The following is a 20488-nucleotide window of genomic DNA, read 5'->3' as shown; positions in this document are numbered from 1 at the left end:
TTTCCGATGGTACGAACACTTACACCTACGATCTGCAAAACCGTCTGGTTAGCAAGACCGGCAAGGACGGTACGACCACTTATACCTATGACGCGGCGGGCAATCTGATCAAGAAGGCTGCACCGGACGGCGCGACCGAGTATACCTACACGGCACAGAACAAGCTGAAAACCGGCAAGATCGAAGACGGCCAGAGCAGTACCTACACTTACAATGCGCTCAATGCACGCATTAAGAATGTACAGGTGCGCGACAACAAGAACGCCGGTCATGCAAACTCCGACTTGAAGGACGGTTCGCACGGCACCGATTATCTGGATTTCTTGATGGACGGACGCTTTTTCTGGCAGCGTACATGGGAAACCGAGGTAGGCACGACCTTCCAGAGCAACTTTGAAACCGTAACAAAGAACTATGTTGTGGACTATCTTTCTACGGCTAACCGTGATATACTGATAACAGAGGACGGCAGCTTCACACAGCGTTATGTGTACGATGAGAACAGCACCCGAATCTCCGCAGAGTACGGCTATGCAGCCGGCACGAAGCGCGGCGAGGGCGGCGAAAACCTGCAAAGCGACTTTGCTGCAAACGATGTACGCAAGGTGTGGTATCGCACCAGCCACCTTGGCAGCACACTGTTTGCCGTAGATGAAAACGGCAAGGTAATCTCGCACACGATCTATGACCCGTGGGGCAATCCGCTGACCGAAACCTACACGGACACGAATTTCAGCGGTATCGACAACGCCAACAATTTCACCGGCTACACTTGGGACGAAGTGCTTGACCTGTATTTCGCGCAGAATCGTTTCTACGACCCTGCCGACCACCGGTTCACGCAGGAAGACCCAGCTAAAGCTGGCGATAATTGGTATACGTATTGCGGGAATAGTATAACAAATCGAGTTGATCCATACGGTTTAGAAGAAATTCAAATTAGAAAATTTGTAGAAAGTCGTAAGGGTACCATCAGTTGGGATTCAAAAAGGAATAATTTGGTGGTTCAGATTGATGGAAAGTATAGTTATTTATGGTGCAATCCTGCATATATGTGGAATAGCGGCGGCCATTTTTATACAACGGATGCGTATCTATATCAAGCATTAGGATTAGACCGTCCAACTATATGGGTCGATCCTCTTCCTAATACCCTGTTCAAAAAGGATACAAAAAACGGGGTGTGGTATGCAGAGGTTAACGCACTGCAAAGAGATGCCGGATACAATAACCTATATGATATTGCTTTTAATGTATGTAACTATACTCGTTTTGAAGCTTTTTTCACTGCACCTACGAAGTCTGGCGTAATAAAAGAGTGGCGCATTGAAGGCTGGAAGGGAAATTACCTAAATATGGGTATAGGTGGCGAAATAGGTCTTTATTATCGCTCTCCTAATGCAGTAGATACAACTTTATCCGTAGATTATTCTTCCATTTATAACGATAATAATGTAAGATATTTCAAATCTTTACTATGCGACCGTCTTAACCACTATAGTGCGGTGGCAGATACGGATATGATGCTTATGCAGTTTGATCTATATAAAGGTAGTTATAATCCTCGTAATCTGCTGTTCATTCGCCCAGCGACAACACATTGGTGGATTACAGGTTTTAGACCAAGTACAGAAATTGTAAATTGCCTTGATTTAACAATGGTTGGTAGCATTACCTTCCCGTCGCGTGATGTAGCGAAAGCATTTATGAGAACGGTTAAACCTAAGCCGAGTTCCCGAAATAGCAAACTTTCCAATAAAATGACTACACAACTAACAAATACCAAAGTGTCATTCACTTGGGGAGGATATAATAAATGAGACACTTGAGATATTTTCTGTTCTTTTCGGGAATGCTTTTCTTGCTAACCGGTTGTCGTCCGGATTATGAACAAGTGCTAGACAATATGCAGGCAACGCAACGACTTGTATCAGCGGTTGTTCACCCCAATTATGATGCAATTCAGGAGGCAGCGAAAGAGGGGGCAAATATGAACCGCATATGGGTAAATGGATCGTTTACAAGTCCAATCCTGTGCGTATGGCAAACAACTCCTCGCCCATTATTTCTGGAACAGTTGTTGAAAAATGGAAGTGACGCAAATTATGCGGACCGTCAAGGCAACACTCTACTGATGTATGCGTCTGGTTATAAACCGCAGCAGTACGGTTTTTTGCCGGGGGCTGGGAATTATTCGTCCTCTGATTATGCAGAACTGTTTTTACGATACGACGCAGATGTATCGCAGCAGAATAAAGAAGGTTGGACAGCGTTAGATTACGCCGTCCAACTGGATGACGATATGGCGGCAATGAACCTGTTGCTTTCCTATGGTGCAGAGGTGACACCTGTGGTGCTATCTCATGCACTGGATTTCGAAGGCGCATATACACATTATCAGCGGATTCACAAATTAGTTGCTTCACTGGATCCATCACAGACGAGCACAATTCTCACGCCAATCTTTGAAGCTGCGATTCGCGGTGACAATACGAAAGTGCAGGAATTGGCAGCGAAAACCGATCTTTCCGAAGAGGAGCAATTGCAAACGCTTTGCTATGCCGTTGCCTTCTGCGATGCCAGCACTGTCAAATTGCTACTTATGAGTGGGTTTGGAACCATCCAATCCATAGATGCCGCTGACAACACACTGCTGCAAATCGCAGCGAAGCAAAACAATACCGATGTGATGAACTTCTTGCTGGATCAGGGCGCATGGGACACCGAAAGCGTGATGCGGCATTGCGCACCGCAATTCGAAACAACAGCACGGAGGCTTGCCGACTTTTACTGGACAGTGGTACTCCGGTCATTACCGGGACGGTAAGTATCTGGGAAGTGTTTGATAATATCATGGACGGTGCATCCGAAAACGGCAATGTTGAAATTACGCAGATGCTAATCCAGCATGGCTATCCCGTGAACGATACTACGGCATGGTACGCGATGAAAAACGCAGCACGGACCGGACAAACGGCAATTATTCGGTATTGGGTATCGCTCGGATATGATCCGGATTACCGTGCAGACGACACGAACGGAGATTCCAGCGTCCTGCAGGACGCCTGCTGGGCAGAACAGATAGAAACCGTGCAATATTTGCTGGACATCGGCTGTGATGTCAACGCAGCACGGAAATGTTTACCAATGGCTGTTGAAACCGGCAACATTGCACTGGTCAAGCTGCTTTTGGAACACGGTGCTGCTGTGGATGAAACCACAGTGTATGATGATGGTTCCGCGGAGCGTACTCCAAAAGAAGGCGCAGAATTATATGGATTTGGTGAAATTTTAGAATTGTTGGAGCAATATCAGCAGTGAAAGACACAAAATGATTCAGATAGCCACCGGAGATAATTCTCCGGTGGCTATTCTTTTATTCCAGTTCACTCGTCACCTGCGCGACAATCTTCCTATGTTTTTCGCTCAGAACCGTGCCGTCCAAAAGCTGCTGTACGAAATTCCGACCTTTCATTTTCTCAATCTCCTGCAGCATTTTGATAGACTTTGCGACCTGCTTGTTAATCCAGTTTTCCGTGCGTTCCAAGTCGAACGGCTTCGGCTTCATTGTCAGTTTCAGTTTGCGTTCCTCGCCCTGCATGAACTGTTCCCAGTGCTTGTCCGTAGGGCAGTTATAACGCCGCTTGTCGGCTTGCGGCTCGATAAAGCGCACATAATTGTTGATGATGGAAAACGCTGTTCCTGCCGCGTCCTCGCTGTCCATTAGCACGTCTGCGGAATTTTCCGCAGCATTGTTCGTCAGTCGCAGTTCAAAGCGGTTAAGAATGTCTGCGTCCTCAATCGACTTTCCAAACTTAGCCTTTTGCTCCTGTGCTTTCTCATAGATACAGAAGTACACATCGGAATCCTTTGAGCCAAGATAGAGCGTGTGACCCATCTCCATCTTTAAGTCCTCGTCGGTTTCCCACGAATTTTCCCGACCGGACGCGAAGTATTCTACATTCCGCAGCCGCGTGACGCACTCGCCAGTAACGCGCTTGCGGTACAGTGTCGGCACATGGAGCAGTCCTGCATGGTCGTTGATTGCAAGGTCAATACGCTTGAATACGCAGCCCTCGGCGGCACAGTCGCGCATAAACTCATACCACGACCGCTTCTGTCCGCGCAGGTAGCACTCAAACTCACGGCAGCCGCGCCCGCGCAGTTCCAGCAGCACACCCTTTTCTTCATCGGGCGAGGACAGAACAAGAATGTTTCCGTGCGTAAAGCGGTATGAATAGCCGTACACGCCGCCGTCCTCAGAGATTACATATTTCATGTTCAGCCGTAGAATTTTTTCAAGTACATATCGCGCATCCGTTGTCTTGAATCGGATTCGCATATAGTCAAACATGATAGATAACGGCTCATTTTCGGGATTGAATCGCTCGATCGCTGACATGATTTCAAAACGCTTCTGATAGGGCAATTCGGTCTTGCCGGTTTCCAGAGCGCGAAGCTGCTTTGTTGTCATGCCGAGTTGAAGCGCGAACCATTCCTGCTCGACACCGTAAGTGCGGCGCGTCTTACGAAGCTGTGCGCCCCATTTCATGCGGTTCTGTTCGTGATTGGAGAGTGCCTGCTGCAAACTTTCGTATACCCAATCTGACGGAATACCATGGTCATTCTCAATATCGCACAGGTAGCGCACACTGATACCGGCACGCTGGGCGAGTTCGTCTTGTGTCAGACCGAGTTCCAGACGCGAGGTTTTAATATATTCACTGATAGTGCTGTTCATAATAAATCGCTCCTTTTCTATATAAAAGACCCTAAACCGGAAGTTTCGGACACTGCCGAATCGCTGATTACGAGGTTTCCGGCATGGGGTCTTAGTTTTTTGTAGTTTCATGTTGTAGTTCCACCCCCCTGTTAGATACAGGGGGTTTAAGGCAAGGGACGCGGCCGCACCGCGTCCCAACAGCACCACGCCCGACTTCGCTTGCGGCTTACGCGCTGCACGCCGCAGCTTGCCGGTCGGGTGCTGTGACAGGCTGAATAGCCTAACTTCGGAGTAAACAAAAACCGCCCTCTGAATGTAACTTCAAAGGACGGCTTTCCGTCTTGGTTTGTTCGTTTGTGATTGACTTCGTTGTTGCTGACTGAACCATCTTCCGCAGGGTGTTTGCACCAGAAAATGTACCAAAGTATTTAACACCAGTTAACACCAGATGAACATTATCAGACGATAATGGAACCATTAACATTTGGGGCATTTTGCAGTGCATCGTTTTTAGAATGGTTAAAAATTTCTTATTGTGCGGTCTTTGAGTGGTAATTTGGTTCTTAATCAAAAAAATAGTATGCGTGGAGAAAATAGGCTCTGTTTTTTTCGTATTAGAACTACAGTTTCGCCGACAAGCAGGAACGGACCGTGGGCCGTTCCAAAGTCGTCCGAAAGTTCCTATACAGAAACTTTCTCCCTCCAGAAGTTCAAAAAGGGTGATACATGTTCCCCCTTTTCGAGCATTTGCAGAGCAAATGTTATTTCATGCGCGCTGCCGCGCGATACCTGAAACAACAAATCTTAAACTTTAGGTATAAAAAACAGCACCGAACCGTAAAGTTCGATGCTGTTTGTGACTTATGCAGCCAAAGGATTAAAGGCCAAGCTCCTTCTGGAGAGCCTCGATCATTTCCTTGTACTCCTCGTCCTTCAGGATAACCGGCTCCGGATTGGTGATGGCAAAGCTGCCGCCGAACTCAAAGCCGCCCTCGTACTTCGGTACGATGTGGAAATGCAGGTGCGGATTGCTGTCGCCAAACGAACCGAGGTTGATCTTGGTGCAGCCCCACAGCTTCTTAATAGCGCCAGAAGCAGCAGCCAGATCTGCACAGTAATCGTTGCGCTCCTGCTCGTCGCACTCGCACAGCTCCTTCTTATGGCTCTTAAGCGCCAGTGCGCAGCGGCCCTTGTGTGCCTGATCCTTGAACAGGTACAGGGTACCTGCCTTCATGTCGCCAACCTTAAACATGATTGCTTCGCGGCCCTCATGGTGCTCATCACAGTAAAAACAGCCCATTGTTATGATCTCCTTCATGTATAAATTCTCCGGCAGGTCACACCCTGCCGTAATCTATCTTTATTATACAACGGCCCGACCGGGATTTCCACTGTTTTTTATATTGCGTACAAATTCGTATCCCACGCCGGAACATAAGGATGGTGACGCAGATACAGCCGGTAACTCGGCTGCAGCGCATGGATGAGCAGCGGTAGCTGGAAAAAATCCTCACTGCGGTGATAGGCAGCAATGTTCAGCTTGGGCGCGTACTGCCGAATGGTTTTCTCGGCACCGGCGATGGCTTCGCGCTCTGCGCCCTCCACGTCCATTTTGAGATAGGTGCACGGGCGGCCGGACAGCACGCTGTCGAGCGCACGCATCTGCGTCTCTTTGCCCTGCCCCGCTACGCGGGACTGGCGGCCTGCCTGATCGGTGAAACATTTGACCGTGTCCTCGTTCCACGCGCCTGCCTGCACGAGCGTAACATTGCCCGTGATATTGGCACTCGCCACTCATTCAGCTTGCGAAAGCTGCGGCGATCGGGTTCGAGGGCGGTAACGGACGCAAACTTGCCGTCCGTGTAGTGCAGCAGCTCGCGGATGGTGTCGCCGTTGTATGCGCCGAGGTCGGAGAAGTGCTCCTCTGCAGTCGGGCGCAGGAGATTATGAAACACCTCATCCTTGTCGGATTCGCTGTGACGCAGGTATTCCATTTTGCCGGACAGCTTGAAGCGAACCGTATCGAGGAAAACCTCACGCGACAAATCATCCGCCAGAAGATCATACGCGCGCTGCATTTCGTCCTGATGCGCGCGCACGAAATCCTCATCGAACAGCGGTCCCTCGACCACCGGCACGTCCGGCGCCACCACATCGTATTTGTCCTCGAGCGCATACATCAGCTGCAGCACCTCGGCTCTCTGGCTGGCGAACGCAATCACGATTACAATATCCTCGCCAAGCTCCGCCACCGTGTCCGACAGCTTGCGCACGCAGAACCCGTGGAACAGGTTGCCGCGGGCAAATTCATCACTCGCGAACACCGCAGACGCACGAATGCCCAGCCGCTCGAACTGCGCAAGTATTTTGTCCGCGCCGTCGCCCATGCCGTACAGCGCGATTGGGCGCGTTTCTTCCTGCAACCGGCGCCAAACCGACTGCTCTAACGATAAAAAATCCATAATTTCTCCCATTCTATATACAAATGACATTTATCTAACTTTTACCGTAGGGCGGGTGCCTTACGGTAGTTGTTTAATCCAATCCGCAGAATTGATATTGTGCTAACCGGATAAAACGGACGCGCAATGCGCGCCCCTACAATATTTTACATGGTACAGCATAATAAACCGACCGGAACACCGTATCTGTTTTCTCCCTACTATTATACGAAAACCGTCTGCGGATTGTAAAGCCAAAATTTTGCTTGTTTGCGGTTGCGGATTACGCTCCCTTCATATATAATTATAATTAGTGAATGAGAGGTGTGTGGTGTTATGTCCAAGCCGAACGGTATTGTGGCAATGAATCCGGAAAAATACCGCGAGATCGACGGCGTTGTGTTCGACGAAGCGAGCTATGCGCGGCATTGCCAGCCAAAAACGAAGAAGCACCCTCTCACGAGACCGCACCCGAAGCAAGCGAGCCGGCACAGTCTGCCGCACCGGCACCTGTTTTCGCGGTGGACCCCTACCCGGAGGGCTGGTATCCGGCCGATGACGAACGCCCGCCGGTGCCCATCATGGGCGGCGCTGTCCCCTCGACAGCAGGTGAGGAAACCGCTGTCTCCGCATCCGGCGAAACTACCGTTATACAGACCGTTTGCGTGCCGTGCGGCTCAGGCTCCGGCTCGTATGTGACCTCGTACACCACCTCTTACCGCACCAGTTATTCCGGTTCCGGATCGGGTTCGTTCCGGTTCGGTTCCGGCTCGTGCCCGGTCGGCGGCTACGGATTGGAGCTGATCTGATGCAGGCGTTCCACTCCAACTGGACAAAGCCGTTTTTCGTCCGCAATCCCCATATGGAATACCGAATCGAGCCGTTTGAACTGCTCACGACCGCGCTTTCCGCGCTCGAGTGGCGCAGGGAAAACGGTTCGATCCGCATGATCTGCGACACACCTTCCAAGCGTTATTATGAATCGCTCGGGCTTTGTTTTTTGTGGGATGACGGCGTGTATCCCCTGTTGGACACCATGCCCGAGGACATAAACGCCACAGCCTTCTGGGCGGCCGGCAAGCTGTACGCGCTCTCCGCTGTGCCGTCGCCGTGCGTGATGCTTGATACAGATTTCATCTGCTGGAAATCCATCAGTAATCTGCTCGACGGACCGGACGCCGCAGCCATCCACCGCGAGGACATTATGCCGTCCATCTATCCGGATCAAACGGCATTCGCCAAAACCGAAGGCTTCCCGCTTGATTCATTTGACTGGACGGTGCAGCCGTTCAATACCGCGCTCGCCTATTTCGGCAATGACGAATTCCGACGGTACTACACGGACACCGCCATTCGGTTCATGCGCTGCTCACCGGATGCCGATGACGCACTCACTTACATGGTGTTCGCTGAACAGCGGCTGCTTGCCATGTGCGCCGAGAAAAAGCACGCACGCGCAGCTGCTCTCAGCGACCTGCCTGCGCTGTTCGGCGGTGCGCAGAACGGATATTTTACCCATATCTGGGGCTTTAAGCAGCAAATGCGGGAGAATCCCAAGTTGTATGAGGATTTCTGCAGACGGTGTGCCGCAAGGCTGCAGAAGGACTTCCCGGAGGAATCCAAAACGATTGCGAAAATTGCGGAATTATCTCCGTTTTTTGCATAAAAAAAGACAGCCTGTCGGCTGTCTTTTGCTTTTTGTTTACGGAAAATGCAGCTATGTTCATTCTCCATTTTCCATTCTTCATTCAGAATTTACCGCTTCTCCCATGTCCGCCGCTGCTGGTATGGCTGACGCTGCCGGAAAATCCGGCTCCGCCGTGACCGCCGCCGGTCGGGTTGTTATTATTGTCATTCCGCGGAATCTGCCGCCGCTTCTGCGAGGTATAACGGTAAATATCGCGGCTGAGCGTCAGATTGAGGCCGCCGTTTCCCACATACTGATTTGCCGTCGTCTGCGTACGCACGGATTTCATCTGCGAGCGGAACACCATGCACACGATCAGCGCCGCCACGCACGAAATGAGCAGCGACAGACCGAATGCACCGCCGAGCGAAAACGAATCGTCCGCTGTGTCTTCCTGCGTACTGTCCGAAATCTCGACCTCATTATGCACCGGCACACCGGCTTCGCCGCCTTCGGCTACATGCTGCAGATACCACTCACAGCCGGAAACGAAGTCCGATAAGCCGCCGTACCAGTCATCGTTTCCGAAATTATCCAGGAAATACGGCTCCAAATTCTGCAGGACCGCATCGCTGAAAATCTCCTCGGCTTTCGCGCCATGCACATAGGTCGCAAAATCGCGGTCATCCAGACTGATGAGCAGCGCCACGCCGTCGCCGTCCTCGCTCGCACCCAGATCAAGCTCGTTGTAGAGCTGCTCCGCCGCATCATAAGCGTCATCGCCGTACGGCGTGTAGTCGTCAATCGTGATGATGCCGACACCGATGCCATACTTCTCCGCGATCGCCCTGGTCTTTTCCTCGAGCGTGTCAATCTGGACCTGCGTCAGCACCTCTTCATAGTCGAACACGCGCGGCTTGTCTGCCGACGGGTCAATCGAATCCGTGCCGCCGAGCGGTGCGGTCTGGTCAGTTTCCTCCGTCTGGGTGGTCGAGGTGTCGCTCTCATCCGTTATATCGTCCTCAACCGCAAAGGCCGGAAACAGCAGCAAAAGCACGGCTAAGAGCGCAGCCAGGCGCAGTTTTCTCTTGTTTTTCATCTACGCCGCCTCCTTACAGAAAATACAGCAGCGCCGTCAGCACCGCAGTCATGGGCGCGGCAACGGCGGCAAACAGACCCCAGAACCGCTTTCTGTCCACCGGCAGGTCACCGACCATGCGTCCAGTCTGACCGTTCATCGCAAACATGTAATTCTTGCCGTTCCAGCGGGTATTCAGCATCCAGACCGGCAGCAGCGCGTAATGCACGCCGGTGCGTTTGAGGTGAATATCCTCGCCGGTCGGCGTGACCGAGGTATACGGACGGCCATTTCGCGCGGTTCCCTGCAGCGCATCCGACAGCGACTGCCGACAGCGCTTGTCCGCACGGCTGCTGCTCTCCTCGATGGAAACATCGAACTTATCCGCGAAAAATCCGGGCAGATAGGCGGTCGAGAACGGCTTCAGGCCGGCATAATCAAACGGCTCGATGGAATCCATATAATCATCCGGCATCTTGCGCGATGCATCCACCGGAACACGGCTGAACGGCAGCGTACCCGCGCGCTGCACCTCGTAAAAGCTGGTCTCGGTGATTTCCGTGTCTCCGTGACGGAACACGCGCGTGGTCGTTGCCATGTAATTCGCGCTGCCTTCGGCTTCACCGTCGAACAGCCAGAACGGCACATAAATGCCGCGCAGCTCCTCGATATGGTTATTATCGCGGAACAGCTTGGGCAGCAGCAGCTTTCCCTTGTAATGCTGCTTGAGCGCGGAAACCGCGTCCTCCTTGCTCAGCTTGAACGGCAGTATGTAGTCCGGCTTGAGAATGCCGCTGAACTGCTCGGGAATGACGGTCGGGTTGCCGCAGTACGGGCACGAGGTCGCCGCCGTGGTCTCCTCGCAGATCAACTGCGCACCGCAGGACGGACAGCTGTATACGCGCATCTTGTCCGCGTCCGCGCCCCAGTCCTCATCTGCGGAGGACTGCCATTCGCCGGTGTCGCTCCCCGTCTCCGGCTGAGAAGCGGTCTGCTGTTCCTTTTCGGCGTACAGTTTTTCGATCTCTGCCGGGTCAAATGACGAGCCGCAGTAGTCGCATTGCAGCCGTCCCGCGGCGCCGTCGTAGTGCAGCGGTCCCGTGCAGGACGGGCATTGGTAGTTTGTTGCTTTGTCTGACATTTCTATCCTCCTTTGGAGAATCAGGAATTAGTAGTTAGTAATTAGTAATTATTTTATGGTGAACGTGTTCCGCAGGGGGGCGGTCAGCGGCCGCCCGTGTAAACCATCTGCATACCGTTTGATTTCGGGCGCACAATGTGCGCCCCTACGTTTCATTACTAATTCCTCATTCCTAATTACTAATTTCTTGCTTTTCCGCACTCCGAGCAGAACTTTCCCTGATTGACCGCACCGCACGAGCACGTCCATGCCGTATTCTCCGGTCGGGGTTTTCCGCACTCAGAACAGAATTTTCCGGTATTGACCGTACCGCAAACGCATTTCCAGCTGTTCTGCTCGGGTTTGGGCCTGCCGCAGCCCATGCAGAATTTTCCGGTGTTGCCGGTCTGTCCGCACGAGCACGTCCACTCGCCCGCCGCCTGCGCCTGCCGGGCCTGCTGCTGACCCATTGCGTACAGATTCTGCACGCTGGCGCCGCCTGCCTGACCGGCCATATTCATACCCATGAACGCCATCGCCGGACCGGCGTTCGCATTCGCTGCCGCAGACTTCATCGCCTCGGCCTGCGCGTGCACGAGCGAGCCTGCCGCACGGGTCGGGTCGCGGTAGGCGGCCTCGCGCTGCATTTCCTTGATGGTCTTTTCGTCCTCCTCGTCTGCCTTGACCGAGTTGACGCCGAACGACACGATCTCGATGCCGCGCAGCTCACGCCACTTGGACGAAAGCTGTTCGTTGAGTGCGTCTGCAATTTCCATCGTATGCGCGGGCAGCGCCGAGTAGCGCACACCATTTGCACCAATGCGTGCAAAGGCGGGCTGCAGCGCAGTCAGCAGCTCGCTTTTGAGCTGGCTGTCCAGATTTTCCCGCCGGTATTCCTCTGCCATGTTGCCGCACACGTTGGTATAGAACAGCATGGGATTGACAATCTTGTAGCTGTACTCGCCGAAGCACCGCAGACCAATGTCCATGTCGATTCCCGCCCGCTCATCGAGCACGCGGAACGGCACCGGAGACGCGGTTCCGTACTTGTTGCCGGTCAGCTCCTTGGTGTTGAAATAGTAGACGCGCTGCGTGCGCGGCGCTTCTCCGCCGAACGTGAAGCGCTTGGCCATGTTGGCGAACATTTTGCACACGCTGTCACCGAACGAACCGGCGAAAATAGTCGGCTCGGCGGACGAATCGTAGACGAACTCGCCCGGCTCGAACGCGGCTTCCACGACCTTGCCCTGATCGACGATCATCATCGCCTGTCCGTCCGCCACCGCGATGACCGAGCCGCTTGTGATGATATCTTCGTCACCCTTGGTGTTGCTCGACCGCTTGGTGACCTTTTTGCGGCCCTTGACCGCGAGCACGTCCGCGTTTATCGCATCACAGTAAAAATATTCCTTCCACTGGTCAGCCAGCACACCGCCGCCCGCGCCTGCTGCTGCTTTGATGAGTCCCATTTGACATTCTCCTTTTATCTGATAGAGGCCGTTGTTTTACAATCTATACCCTGGTGAATAATTAAGAAATCCTATTTCCAGTTTACGTTTTTTTAGCGCAAAGCGCAAGTCCATTCGCACACATTTCACATTTTTGTCAAGATACGGTTGTGCCATGCTATTTCTTTCGCTTTTTCGTAGACTTTCGACGTGCGGTGTGATAAAATAAGGTATCTGCATACCGCATATTTCGGAGGCGGTACTGTCTGGAGGAGTAAACAATGGAAGCGAACAAGGAAAATCAGCAGAGCATGGAACAGGCGTTCAATCAGGCTCTGGACGCATATAAGGCAGGCAATTTCGCTGAAGCGGCCGGTCAGTGGCTGGCTCTTGCAGAGGACGGCTGCGCACCGGCGCAGCGTGCGCTCGGCTCGCTGTATGAGCGCGGACAGGGCGTGGAAAAGAATGCCGAAAATGCCTTTGAATGGACAAAAAAGGCGGCTGAGCAAAACGATCCGGTTGCTATGTTCAATCTGGCGTGCTACCATGACAAGGGCGTTGGCGTGAAAAAGAATCAGCAGACCGCGCTCACCTGGTACCGCAAGGCCGCTGAATACGGTCATCCGGAGGCTGCAGCACTGATCGCCAGCCTGATCGAGACGGGCGACCGCGGCTTGGAAAAGGACATGGACGAGGCTGTCCGCTGGTACCAGATTGCCGCAAACCGCGGCAACGTGCTGGCGATGGGCCGTCTGGCATGGCTGTACAGCACCGGTACCGGCGTTCCGCAGGATGCGACCTTCGCCTTCCAGTATTTTCTCAAGGCTGCTCAGGGCGGCAACGCAGCGTGCATGATGAACACCGCCATCCTGTACGCACGCGGCGAAGGCACACCGCATGACGCGCACGAGGCGCTCTACTGGGCCGAGCAAGCCAAGAAGCACGGCGCTCCACAGGCCGAGCGACTCATCAATGCCATCAAGAAGAACGGATAAGATCGAAAACCGGCGTTTTTACGTCGGTTTTTCTTTTTTTGCAGATCAGATCAAGCGGCACAGCTCATTTCCCTGTATCATGTAGGGACAAGGAGTGATTTTCATGCAAAACTGGCACGACAATGTTCTGCGGCTGATCGCCGAGATTGACCGCTGTATCCGTGCGCGTGAGGGCGAAACGCTGACACTCGCGTATTTAGCCCGGCTGCTTGACTGTTCGCAATCGCAGGTTTCGCACACATTCGCAACTACGAGAGCATCGGTTACTGGGATTTTATAAAAGCAGGCTCGCATTCCCGGAGCGGATTTAGAAACGGTCAGCGCGCTTCTGCGGCAGCTTGTCCCCGAAGCCGAGCAGCAGATGGCGTTCGTGAACGAGCCGAGCGGCCGCCGGCTGCTGTCTGGATACCGCACCCGGTCGTGTGTTCTATTTTATGCACGATTGTGTGCGTTTCTGGAAGTATATCCGGCCTGTTGTTCGATTTTGAAAAAAACAGTTGAAATTCTTTCTCGATGGTGATACAGTTATATAGTTACTCATTTTCACCGATTGGAAAGGAATTTCATGACATTTTATCAGGAATTACAGGTCAATCAGGCAGGCTCAAAGAAAATCATCCGTGAGAGTGCGTCACAGCGCGAAAAGCTGTACCATATTGCCGTATACTTGACCAAAATTGCGATAACCGTCGCATTCTGCTTTGTTTTCGTTTCACTTTACAGTCTGGGCTTCGGCGCGGACAACAGCATTGTCGGCGTAGTCGTGCTGCTGTATCTGCTCGTATTCCGCAGCGCACATCTGTGCATTCGCACAGGGCAGTCCACACTGCTGCTCGCCGGATTTTTCGGCATTATGGCCGTCGGACCGCATGCAGCCAATCTGGCCGGCCCGGTCGGCGGATTGTTCATCAATGCTGCTGCGATTGCCCTGCTCATTCTGTTCGGCTGCCACGAGCCGAGAATGTTCAATCAGTCCACACTCGTGCTCGGCTATCTGCTGCTGTATGGTTACGATGTGAGCGGGCACGCCTATCAAATGCGCCTGTTTGGACTTGCTGTCGGTGCGCTTCTGGTCTGCGCGGTATTCTACGGCAACCATCGCGGCAATGCCTATGAGCTCTGTGCAGGAGACATCCTTCCTGCTTTCGATCTGCGCCATCCGCGCTCCAAATGGCAGCTTTGCCAGATCATCTGCGTTCCGCTCGTGCTTTTCCTTGCAGAGCTGAGCGGCATGCCGCGTGCGATGTGGGCGGGCATTGCCGCCATGAGCGCAATCCTTCCCGCGATGGACGATATGCGCTACCGCGTTCGCTGGCGTATCATCGGAAATATCGCAGGTGTTTGCTGCTTTTTAGTGTTGTATTTTCTGCTTCCGTCCTCGATTTACGCCTATATCGGCGTGATTGGCGGCATCGGTGTCGGTTTTTCCGCGAAATACGGCTGGCAGGCTGTGTTCAACACGTTCGGTGCGCTCGCTATTGCAACCAGCGCGTACGGACTCAAAAGCGCGGTCGGTCTGCGTGTCGCGCAGAATATGTTCGGCGTGGCGTTCGCGCTGCTGTTCTGCCTGATCCTCCACCGCATTTTCGCCCGCTGGGAGCGCTCTGCGAGTTGAGCAAACAGCCGTTCTGTGCAAATGCACGGAACGGCTGTTTCTTTTTTGCGCATACCGTAAACCATTTTTACGAAACTAGTTGACATTGCAGTAAATCTGTGGTTTAATGCAATAAGCAAAACAACGAGGAGGAACTCCCAATGAGTGACATTTCCAGCAAGTCCGCACAGCGCAGCGCGTTTTCCGTGCGCGATATCTGCTATTCCGGACTGTTCGCGGCGGTCATCGCGATCATGGCGCAGATTTCCATTCCGATGCCCGGCGGCGTACCCATGACCATGCAGACGTTTGCGATTACGCTGGCGGCTGTCGTACTCGGCGCCAAGCTGAGCACGGTTTCAAGCGTAATTTATCTGCTGCTCGGTGCCGTCGGTGTACCGGTGCTTGCGAACTTTTCCGGCGGTTTTGACAAGTTTATCGGTCCTACCGGCGGTTTTCTGATCTCCTTCCCGCTGATGGCGTTTATCATCGGCTGGGGCGCCGATCACCGTCATGCATTCCGCGGCGCATATGTCATCGCGCTGATCGTCGGCACGATTGTCAACTATGTTGTCGGCACGGTGATGTTCTGCGTACTCATGAACAGCTCGATCGCCGCAGGCGTGACCGCATGCGTGCTGCCGTTCATCCCGACCGCTGTCATCAAGGCTGTTCTTGCAACCGTGATCGGCTTTCTCGTTCGCAAGCGCATCCCGGGGCTAAAGGCATGATCCGGCTGCGCCCGCATCATCTGCTTTGCACACAAGGCTACTCCGGCAGAGGCTATAGCACAGAATTTGTGCAAAATATGAGTGCGATTGTGCATTCTCTGCGAAATGTACCGGGAACCCGAATCCGGCTTGTCTTTGGTTCGGATTCTCTGTGCGCGCACTGCCCGCACCATACCGCTGACGACCTGTGCGAAGCACAGGAAAAGGTCTCCCACTTTGACCGAAAGACGGTCGAATACTTTGGTTTGCACGAGGGCGAGTACGTTTATCAGGACCTGATCCGTGCAATCGACGCACAAATGACCCCGGCCATGCTGGAGGATATTTGTCGCGGATGTGCGTGGTACCCCGTCAGCGCCTGCAAAAAGAATATCTGCGGAAAATGAAATGAGGCACACCGAAAGGTGTGCCTCTCCCCCTGTCACCAGAAAATATGTTGTCACTTCTCACAATTTATCATGTCCTGTTTTAGATATTCCTACAAATTTCCATCAAGATATTGACAACCACCTTAAAGGTGGTTATTCTTATCTTATAATAAACACCTTACAGGTGATTATCCAAACAGAGGTGAGGTCAATGAAGCGCTTCAAGCTGTCCAACTCCGAGGAAATTCTGATGGACACCTTATGGCGGGAAAACCGTCCGCTCACAACGCTGCAGCTTGCCGAAAAAGTTACGGAAGCCCGCTGGAACACCAATTATATCGACAAACTGCTCGGTCAGCTTGTCAAAAAAGGCATGGTGCAGGTCAGCGGTCTGCTGCAGAACGGACGCTATCAGTCGCGGCAGTTCGTCCCCTGCTACACCAAGGACGAATTTCTGGCAAACATGCTCGAGGAGCAAGGCGTGAATCAGGCACTGTTTGCCCGAATCGCCGTGGCGCTGTTCAAAAAACCTGCCAAATCAAACGAATCCGAGCAGGAAGAAAAGCTGATTGCCGAGCTGGAAAAAATGGTCGATCAGTACGAGCTGCGCTGCAGAACAAAGAAGAGAAATAATATGCAAATAACCCTGTTTTCCTTTATATCTGCACTTTTGTGGAGCAGTTTGTTGATTATTGTAATCTATCTTGTGCGGCGCACACGCTTCCGGCCGCATTTCGGCGTGCTGACCATGGTGCTGCTGTACCTGTTCTGCGCCGCGCGCCTGCTGCTGCCGCTCGAGTTTCCGCACACAGTGATTGTGAGCGACAGCGTCGTGTATCCGCGCATCTACAGCTTTCTGGCGCGCAAGCCCGATTCGGTCACGCACCTGCCGGTCGGACTGCTTTTGTGTGCAATCTGGCTGCTCGGCACAGTTTTTCTGCTGATTCGTTACGCGCTGCAGTATCGCAAAGCCATCCGCGCTGCGCGGCAAGCCAGGCCATGGGACAGCCGCACGGCTTTCCTGCTGAGCGAGATCCAGCGGCAGACCGGCCGCACCATCAAAGTTCGCGGACATATAGCCGCGAATATCGAATCCGCCTTTGGCGTAGGTGTGCTGCGCCGATATATCATTCTGCCGGACAAGATGTACACAGATGCCGAGCTGCATTACATTCTGCTGCACGAGTACACGCATTTTCTCAACCATGATACGGCTGTCAAGCTGCTCGTAACGCTGTACTGCATCATTTTCTGGTGGAATCCGGTCGTATACCTGCTGCAGAAGGATTTGGAACAGACGCTCGAGCTTAAGTGTGACCGTGCGATTGCCCAGACGCTGAATGCGCAGGAACGCACAGCCTATCTGCGCGCCATCCTCTCCGCGATGAAGCAAGGCTGCACACAGCAGCCGGTGCCGCAGCCGTCCACGGCCCTGTTTCGCGCCGAGGCGGACAAGGCCATGCGGGAGCGGTTCACCGCCGTGCTCGCCTGCGCGGAGCAGCCGAACGACCGAACCGCAAGTGCCGTACTCATCGGCAGCTTTGCCGTTCTGCTGGCACTGTCGTATGCGGTGCTGCCGCAGCCGGCATTCGAGCCGCCGGCCGAGCCTGACAGCAGCTCGACCGTCTATTTTGACGACGAGAATGCCTATCTCAAGCAAAGTGCGGACGGACGATACTGGCTGTGCATTGACGGCCACAAGCCGTATGAGCTGACAGAAGGTGACGTGCAATTTTATCTGGAGCACTCGGTTTTCAAATATATCCGCGAGACCGAGCAATAAAAGGCAGCTGCCGAAGGATAGCAGCAGCACAGAGAGTAAAAGCAAAATGTGGGACGAAAATAGAAGCAGCTGAGATGTGGGGTCTCAGCTGCTTTTGTGCAGACAAAAGAAAAAGCCACTCAAAATGAGTGGCTTGGTGGTGGACATTAACGGGTTCGAACCGCTGACCTTCCGCACGTCAAGCGGCATATGAGAAATAGTCAAATTCCAAGATATATCGTAGCCTTTAGCGTATCGAATTCCAAGTAAATCCTACACGAATCCTACATCGTTCTCGGTTTTATTACTTCCCCACCAACCCAAACCGCTGCAGGATCACTGCGAGCTGCTCACGGGTGACGGTCTGCGCGGTGATGACATACTTGCCGCCGACAATATCGCTGCACATTTCCACGCCCAGCGAGTTGCGGTTGGTGCAGATGCCGCGCAGCGGGTGATGGTCGCTCTCGATCGAGCCGCCGCAGTGCTAGGCCGCGTCCGTGTCACGAACAGACTGCCAGTCTGAAGCAACCCTACAAAACACCTGACATTTTCGAGGGCGTTCCCTTATTATTCCCTTGTTTGCACGATCAAATCATAAAATTTTGACGATAGCAAGGAGTTTTATCTGCTCCTTGCTATCGTCAATTTCCATGTATATATATGTTAGATACTTCGTCGTATATTTGATTAATTTTATAATCAATTTCCGACATTCGCATACGAACTTGATTCTCATTATCTTCATTTGCTAATTCAACAAGCAATTCATCTATATCAATAATAATGCCGTTCATTGTATCATAGAACACACTATTCGTGAACTTAAAATACAAAATATCACGTCGCAAATCGCTCAAACATTTCTGTAATTCATACGAATGCAGGCGACCATCATGTATGCGTAGTACATTTCGACTATACGGAATGGATTTCATCAAATAATCTCTAAATACGTCAGCATATAAATCTCGTTCTAACATACTTCGATTTGAGTATATTTGATATCCCAGAGATATGATTGATGTTGCTAATGCTAAACTTGCAATCAAATCTGTTATACTCATTTTAATAAATATTCTCCCAAATCTTCTGTTCCACAAAATCGCTTCCTGCTTTTATTTTAATCATTCTACGAATCTGATCATAGCTATACTTATTAACCAATTCGGTGAAAAAGCCTTGAATAAAAGATATCGCAATATCTTCTATTTGATCCGGAAATACGATTACATTCTCCAAATCAGGATTCAGTTTAGAAGCCACCTGTTCCTTATACACTGATTTTCCAAATGGGTTTCCAGCCAACCCCGTAATGCTCTTTTTGAAATTCAACTCAATCTGATTCATGCTATTACCTCATCTCGTTTGAAGATAAATGCTAAATTGAATCCTGTCCCTGGCAAGAAGAATTCATTATGCCAAACCACTCTATCCATCGGCACATCAGTTTTAAAATTCTTGCTTTGATTGAATCCAATCCAACCCTCATCATTATATTCCAAGGTTTCAGGTCGAAAAAGTATGACACTGTTACCACTGCAGCAATAACAGCATAGGCCTTCAAACCCCTTCTCAATCGACCTTACCATTCTTGGCAAACCAGTGCCTCCCGTCTTGCTATTATCCAATCGACCAGAGATCTTATCCTGAAATGCTGAAATTCCCCAAAATGTATCTTCCCTATAGTGTTCATTAAAATAGCGGCTATGAAATTCATATGCCTCTCGTACAACTTGGTATCTATTTTCCAGCTGATCTGATGTTAAAATTTTTCTTTTTAATCCATCGCCAATTTTTTCTTCCGACAAATTTAAGATTACAATATTAATGCACCCATATAAATAATTATCTGACTTATCTTTCTTTTGAAAATCATTAGCTACATCTAAATCAATTAAGCAATCACTCTGAGAATGTTCCCATGCGTTTCCACACAGTTCAACAACTATTTCAGCGATTTCTTTTATTCTTTGGACATCTCCATAATATCTTTTCAAAAACGCTCGCACATCTGTCATAATAGTGCAAAATATATCAGAGTTTTCTTGTTCATTCTTAGAAACAATTCTTCTATAATGTGCTAAATTGGTATTTAGATTTCGACTATAATACGATACAAAGTCCTCACAATTTTCATTTATCGGTTGTTCTCGACTCAATAAATGCAATGGAGAATATTTAAATCCACTAGCCTGAATCATATCATGCTCATAAAGTTTTAATCTAACTTGTAAACCCATTTTCTTAATCAAGGCATAGCATATATTTTCCAATAAAATATAGACTAATTTATCGCTCATAATAGAATTCGATAAATCAATTTCTATAATCGGTCTAACCTGAATATATTTTTTTAGTATTCCATTAAGCGACTTTACTATATTCATCAGCGAAGTTGCTGTCACTTGTTGTGCTCGACACTTAACCACACACTGCCGCTTTTTTAACTGTATATTAGTAGTAGCTGCAGTATTATATTTGAAAATCAAATCCGAATTTTCCATAATATGCCTCCATCTACTTTAATAATATACAATAATACACTTCGTATTATGACACACTTTTTCCGCATCGTCAATCAATAAGAATTGTTTATAT

General features: G+C 51.1%; 21 protein-coding genes. 11 read left to right on the top strand and 10 right to left on the bottom strand.

Annotated features, from left to right (window positions below; genetic code table 11):
• The 3 genes from DXB00_RS06885 to DXB00_RS06875 form a co-directional block, all read left to right on the top strand.
• The coding region (locus DXB00_RS06885; protein WP_119214686.1) for a DUF4474 domain-containing protein at positions 1 to 1820 on the top strand (1820 nt) is incomplete at its 5' end.
• Positions 1817 to 2827 (top strand): ankyrin repeat domain-containing protein, encoded by a 1011-nt coding sequence (locus DXB00_RS06880; protein WP_119214685.1) that lies wholly within the window; start codon positions 1817 to 1819, stop codon positions 2825 to 2827. The genes DXB00_RS06885 and DXB00_RS06880, both read left to right, overlap by 4 nt.
• Before the next feature lie 26 nt (positions 2828 to 2853).
• Positions 2854 to 3321: an ankyrin repeat domain-containing protein gene (locus DXB00_RS06875; protein WP_158581268.1), complete on the top strand. Its 468-nt coding sequence runs from the start codon at positions 2854 to 2856 to the stop codon at positions 3319 to 3321.
• 55 nt (positions 3322 to 3376) lie between these two features.
• On the opposite strand, the gene DXB00_RS06870 is transcribed toward DXB00_RS06875, so the two are convergent.
• The 4 genes from DXB00_RS06870 to DXB00_RS06855 all read right to left on the bottom strand — a co-directional run bounded on the left by DXB00_RS06870 (position 3377) and on the right by DXB00_RS06855 (position 7185).
• Positions 3377 to 4741, bottom strand: a complete 1365-nt coding sequence (locus DXB00_RS06870) for a replication initiation factor domain-containing protein (RefSeq protein WP_158578394.1) — start codon at positions 4739 to 4741, stop codon at positions 3377 to 3379.
• An 859-nt stretch (positions 4742 to 5600) separates the two neighbouring features.
• Complete coding sequence (locus tag DXB00_RS06865) at positions 5601 to 6041, bottom strand: HIT family protein (RefSeq protein ID WP_227108968.1); 441 nt, start codon at positions 6039 to 6041, stop codon at positions 5601 to 5603.
• Between the two features lie 80 nt (positions 6042 to 6121).
• Positions 6122 to 6517 (bottom strand): FkbM family methyltransferase, encoded by a 396-nt coding sequence (locus DXB00_RS06860; protein WP_147331155.1) that lies wholly within the window; start codon positions 6515 to 6517, stop codon positions 6122 to 6124.
• Positions 6409 to 7185, bottom strand: a complete 777-nt coding sequence (locus tag DXB00_RS06855; protein WP_119214683.1) for a hypothetical protein — start codon at positions 7183 to 7185, stop codon at positions 6409 to 6411. Before DXB00_RS06855 ends, DXB00_RS06860 begins: the two co-directional genes overlap by 109 nt.
• A 407-nt stretch (positions 7186 to 7592) precedes the next feature.
• Here DXB00_RS06855 and DXB00_RS06850 point away from each other — a divergent pair, with 407 nt between their 5' ends.
• Together DXB00_RS06850 and DXB00_RS06845 are read left to right on the top strand one after the other, a co-directional pair.
• The gene (locus DXB00_RS06850) at positions 7593 to 7973 is read left to right on the top strand and encodes a hypothetical protein (RefSeq protein ID WP_119214682.1); all 381 of its coding nucleotides are present in this window, start codon (positions 7593 to 7595) and stop codon (positions 7971 to 7973) included.
• Complete coding sequence (locus DXB00_RS06845) at positions 7973 to 8830, top strand: hypothetical protein (protein WP_118730383.1); 858 nt, start codon at positions 7973 to 7975, stop codon at positions 8828 to 8830. Before DXB00_RS06850 ends, DXB00_RS06845 begins: the two co-directional genes overlap by 1 nt.
• 82 nt (positions 8831 to 8912) lie before the next feature.
• Here DXB00_RS06845 and DXB00_RS06840 read toward each other — a convergent pair whose 3' ends face one another.
• From DXB00_RS06840 to DXB00_RS06830, 3 genes are all read right to left on the bottom strand, one after another.
• Positions 8913 to 9890, bottom strand: coding sequence for a TPM domain-containing protein (locus DXB00_RS06840; protein ID WP_118730384.1), 978 nt, complete (start codon positions 9888 to 9890; stop codon positions 8913 to 8915).
• 13 nt (positions 9891 to 9903) lie between these two features.
• Positions 9904 to 11010 (bottom strand): hypothetical protein, encoded by a 1107-nt coding sequence (locus DXB00_RS06835; protein WP_118730385.1) that lies wholly within the window; start codon positions 11008 to 11010, stop codon positions 9904 to 9906.
• 179 nt (positions 11011 to 11189) lie between these two features.
• Positions 11190 to 12458 (bottom strand): SPFH domain-containing protein, encoded by a 1269-nt coding sequence (locus DXB00_RS06830; protein WP_118730386.1) that lies wholly within the window; start codon positions 12456 to 12458, stop codon positions 11190 to 11192.
• 260 nt (positions 12459 to 12718) lie between these two features.
• Here DXB00_RS06830 and DXB00_RS06825 point away from each other — a divergent pair, with 260 nt between their 5' ends.
• The 6 genes from DXB00_RS06825 to DXB00_RS06805 all read left to right on the top strand — a co-directional run bounded on the left by DXB00_RS06825 (position 12719) and on the right by DXB00_RS06805 (position 17908).
• Positions 12719 to 13432 carry a tetratricopeptide repeat protein gene (locus DXB00_RS06825; protein WP_118730387.1) on the top strand — a complete coding sequence of 238 codons (714 nt, stop codon included), beginning with the start codon at positions 12719 to 12721 and terminating at the stop codon, positions 13430 to 13432.
• A 103-nt stretch (positions 13433 to 13535) separates the two neighbouring features.
• Positions 13536 to 13712: a hypothetical protein gene (locus tag DXB00_RS16320; protein ID WP_158578395.1), complete on the top strand. Its 177-nt coding sequence runs from the start codon at positions 13536 to 13538 to the stop codon at positions 13710 to 13712.
• Between the two features lie 285 nt (positions 13713 to 13997).
• Positions 13998 to 15047: an FUSC family protein gene (locus DXB00_RS06820; RefSeq protein ID WP_118730388.1), complete on the top strand. Its 1050-nt coding sequence runs from the start codon at positions 13998 to 14000 to the stop codon at positions 15045 to 15047.
• Positions 15048 to 15187: 140 nt separating this feature from the next.
• On the top strand, positions 15188 to 15757 hold the full coding sequence (locus DXB00_RS06815; RefSeq protein WP_118730389.1) for a biotin transporter BioY: 570 nt from the start codon (positions 15188 to 15190) through the stop codon (positions 15755 to 15757).
• Positions 15658 to 16143, top strand: coding sequence for a DUF1284 domain-containing protein (locus tag DXB00_RS06810; RefSeq protein WP_330427919.1), 486 nt, complete (start codon positions 15658 to 15660; stop codon positions 16141 to 16143). Before DXB00_RS06815 ends, DXB00_RS06810 begins: the two co-directional genes overlap by 100 nt.
• Positions 16144 to 16336: 193 nt before the next feature.
• Complete coding sequence (locus tag DXB00_RS06805; RefSeq protein ID WP_158581267.1) at positions 16337 to 17908, top strand: M56 family metallopeptidase; 1572 nt, start codon at positions 16337 to 16339, stop codon at positions 17906 to 17908.
• Between the two features lie 623 nt (positions 17909 to 18531).
• On the opposite strand, the gene DXB00_RS06800 is transcribed toward DXB00_RS06805, so the two are convergent.
• Genes DXB00_RS06800 through DXB00_RS06790 form a run of 3 tightly spaced genes read right to left on the bottom strand, consistent with a single transcriptional unit; the run spans position 18532 to position 20394 of the window.
• The gene (locus tag DXB00_RS06800) at positions 18532 to 18954 is read right to left on the bottom strand and encodes a hypothetical protein (protein WP_119214680.1); all 423 of its coding nucleotides are present in this window, start codon (positions 18952 to 18954) and stop codon (positions 18532 to 18534) included.
• A gap of 1 nt (position 18955) precedes the next feature.
• Positions 18956 to 19237 (bottom strand): hypothetical protein, encoded by a 282-nt coding sequence (locus DXB00_RS06795; protein WP_119214679.1) that lies wholly within the window; start codon positions 19235 to 19237, stop codon positions 18956 to 18958.
• Positions 19234 to 20394: a hypothetical protein gene (locus tag DXB00_RS06790; protein ID WP_119214678.1), complete on the bottom strand. Its 1161-nt coding sequence runs from the start codon at positions 20392 to 20394 to the stop codon at positions 19234 to 19236. The genes DXB00_RS06795 and DXB00_RS06790 overlap by 4 nt, the downstream gene beginning before the upstream one ends.
• Positions 20395 to 20488: the final 94 nt, after the last annotated feature.

Origin of the sequence: Butyricicoccus sp. OF10-2 (genome assembly GCF_003481925.1) — a bacterium.
Classification (GTDB): Bacteria; Bacillota; Clostridia; order Oscillospirales; family Butyricicoccaceae; genus Agathobaculum; species Agathobaculum butyriciproducens.
The sequence above is the reverse complement of the archived record's forward strand: the minus strand, read 5'-3'. Positions and strand labels throughout refer to the sequence as shown.